2 protein-coding genes are annotated in these 2,762 nt (G+C 69.0%); both read right to left on the bottom strand.

Annotated elements, in window-relative coordinates; all coding sequences use genetic code 11:
* Window positions 1-92: 92 nt before the first annotated feature.
* Window positions 93-359 carry a hypothetical protein gene (locus tag D7W79_RS41025; protein WP_120530620.1) on the bottom strand — a complete coding sequence of 89 codons (267 nt, stop codon included), beginning with the start codon at window positions 357-359 and terminating at the stop codon, window positions 93-95.
* A 173-nt stretch (window positions 360-532) separates the two neighbouring features.
* On the bottom strand, window positions 533-2,762 hold a 2,230-nt coding region (locus tag D7W79_RS41020), incomplete at its 5' end, for a spermidine synthase (protein ID WP_120530619.1).

Below are 2,762 nucleotides of genomic sequence, written 5' to 3'. Positions count from 1 at the left end.
GCCCTGAGCCGCGGGAGTCCCCCACCCCGCAAAGAAAAATGGCAGGCCCTTCCAGTGGAAGGGGCCTGCCATTTCCGCACAACCGAGGTGGCTCAGTTGTAGGTGTTGTTCTGGCCGAAGTTCTTCATCGTCTTCTTCTTCAGCGCGTCGGACGCCGTCTGGCCGTCGTTCGCCACGTTGTCCTCACCGGCCAGCGCCGCGGCCGAGGCGCCGAACAGCTTGCGGATGTTGTCGCCGAACAGCGTGATCACGCCGATGGCGGCGATCGCGATGAGGGCCACGATGATGATGTACTCGGTCATGCCCTGACCACGGTTCTTGCGGAACTGCTTCTTGGGGGCCTTCGCGATCGCGTTCATGGGAAGCTCCGGGGGTCGTTGCAGCGGTGGAGAGACACACCCTGCGGGAAGTCAGGGTCGATACAGACAGTACAACGGGCGGGCAAGCGCCTCCATCCGTCATCGGGAGGATGGGGGGCTGGATCAAGGAATATCGCGGGTCTAGAGCCACTCAAGGTCGGATCCGCCCTGTTTCAGGGCCCGCCGGGCGCCGCGGTGGGCGTACGCGCCGTGTTCTCACAGGCGGCCGGCGGCAACGCCTCGCAGTAGGCCTTGAACGCCTTCTGCAGCTTCGTGTCCTGGGGATGGCGCGCCGCCACCTCCCGGCCCACCGCCAGCGCCCCGTCCGCGTTCAGGGGCGTCCACACCGTGCGCGCCGACCAGGTCCGGGCCGTCACCAGCTTGAGGTACTCCGTCACCAGCTCCGGGGAACGGCCGCCCTTCGCCACCTCCGGCTCCAGCAGCGACGCCGCGAGCGTCAGGTCGCCCTGCGCCAGCACCGCGCGGCCCAGCGCGAGCGCCGCCGCCGGGTCCTCCGGCGCCAGCGATCGCCACAGCGCCGCCACGCCGCGGACCACCGGGTCCTTCTCCGAGTGGTAGCGCTCCACGTTGCGGTACAGCCCCGCGACCTGCTCGGCGGTGGGCGGGTGCTCGCGCAGGTACTGATGCAAGAGCAGCCCCGGCCCGCTGTCCGGAGCCCGGCGCTCGTCCTTCACGCGCACGTCCAGGTTCGCCAGGAAGAAGGCCACCGGCGAGGCGTACTCCAGCAGGTTGTGGTCGTCCGTGTTGATGGGCCCCTCACCCGCGAAGTCCTTCTGGCCGGCCTCGGTGTGCACCTGCTTGGACAGCAGGCCGAACAGGTCGTGGATCTCCACCCGCGCCAGGTCCGCCTTCACGTCCGGCCGGGCCATGCGCGCGGCGACCGCCGCCTCGTCGAACGACAGCGGCTTGCGGCTGGCCACCATCACCAGGTCCTCCGGCCCCAGCCACGTCGTGGCGTGCGGGAAGGTGTCGTGCAGCGTGCGCATCACCAGCCGCACCAGCTCGCGGTTGCTCTCGTAGGTGTGGATCCACTGCACCAGCACGCCGTCGTCCGTCAGGTGCTTGTCCACCAGCTGGAAGAAGTCGCGCGTGAAGAGGCCGGACACGCCCGTCACCCAGGGGTTGGACGGCACGCTGACGATGAGGTCGTACTTGATGGGCGCCAGCGCCATGAACGTCTTCGCGTCATCGATGTGCACGTGCGTGCGCGGATCATCCACCGCGTTGCGGTTGTCCGCCTTGAACAGGCGCGCCGCCTCGATGACCGCCGGTGAGATTTCCACCATGTCCAGGCGCTCCACCGGGTGCGCCAGCACGCTGCCCGTGGTGATGGCCGCGCCGGAGCCGATGACCAGCACGTTCTTCGGGTCGCGCGGGTGCAGCAGCACGCCCAGGTGGCCGGCCATCACCTGCGTCTCGATGTCGCCCCCGTTCGTGGCGTCCGTCTTGCCGTTGATCTTCATGAAGCGGAGGCTCTCGCTGGCAAGGTCCCCCACCATCACCGTGGCGAAGGTGTCGTCCGCGTAGAAGCGCGGGACGATGGTCTTCTCCGTGTCCTCCACCAGCTTCGAGTAGCTCTCCGGCGGCTTCTGGTACGCGCGCACCGCCGCGATGCTGGACAGCCGCTGCGGCCAGCCCTGCATGCTGCCCAGCACCACCGCCGCCAGCACCGCCGCCACGCCCACCGGTGCGAAGGTCCGCCAGGCCGGAGCCGGCGGCACCGCGCCTGCGCCCTCCCCTTCCTTCGGAGCGGACAGCGCGCGGAACGCCAGGGCCGCGGCGATGAGGTTCGCCACCGCGCCCGCGATGAAGTTGCCCTGCATGCCCCAGAAGGGCATCAGCACCAGCCCGCCCAGCACGGAGCCGGAGATGGTGCCCACCGTGTTCCACAGGTACACGCCGCCCAGCTCGCGCCCCACCTCGGACACCTTCGCCGTGGCCACGCGGGCCGCCGCCGGGAACGCCGCGCCCATGATGAACGTGGGTACCAGCAGCACCACGCAGCAGAACGCGAAGGTGATGCCCTGGAAGATGGGCCACGTCTCCACCGCGCGCGTGAGCATCCACTCCGACCAGCGGAACAGGTGCGGCAGCCGCACGTACAGGGGCAGCGCCACGCAGAGGCTCAACACCAGCCCCACCTGCGTCCAGCCATACAGCTTCAGCGAATCCCCACCCTCCTTGCGCGTCATCAGCCAGAAGCTGCCCAGGCCGATGCCCAGGATGAACGCCGTCAGGATGAGCGTGAAGGCATACGTGGAAGCGCCCAGCACGATGGCCAGCAGGCGGATCCACGTCACCTGATACAGCATCGACGTGAAGCCAGACAGCATCACGCCGATGAGCGCCGCCCGCACCGCCCGCCGGGGATAGGCCACGTCC

Origin of the sequence: Corallococcus exercitus (assembly GCF_003611585.1) — a bacterium.
Lineage (GTDB): Bacteria > Myxococcota > Myxococcia > Myxococcales > Myxococcaceae > Corallococcus > Corallococcus exercitus.
Note: the sequence above shows the minus strand (reverse complement) of the source record. Positions and strands in the feature narration are given on the sequence as shown.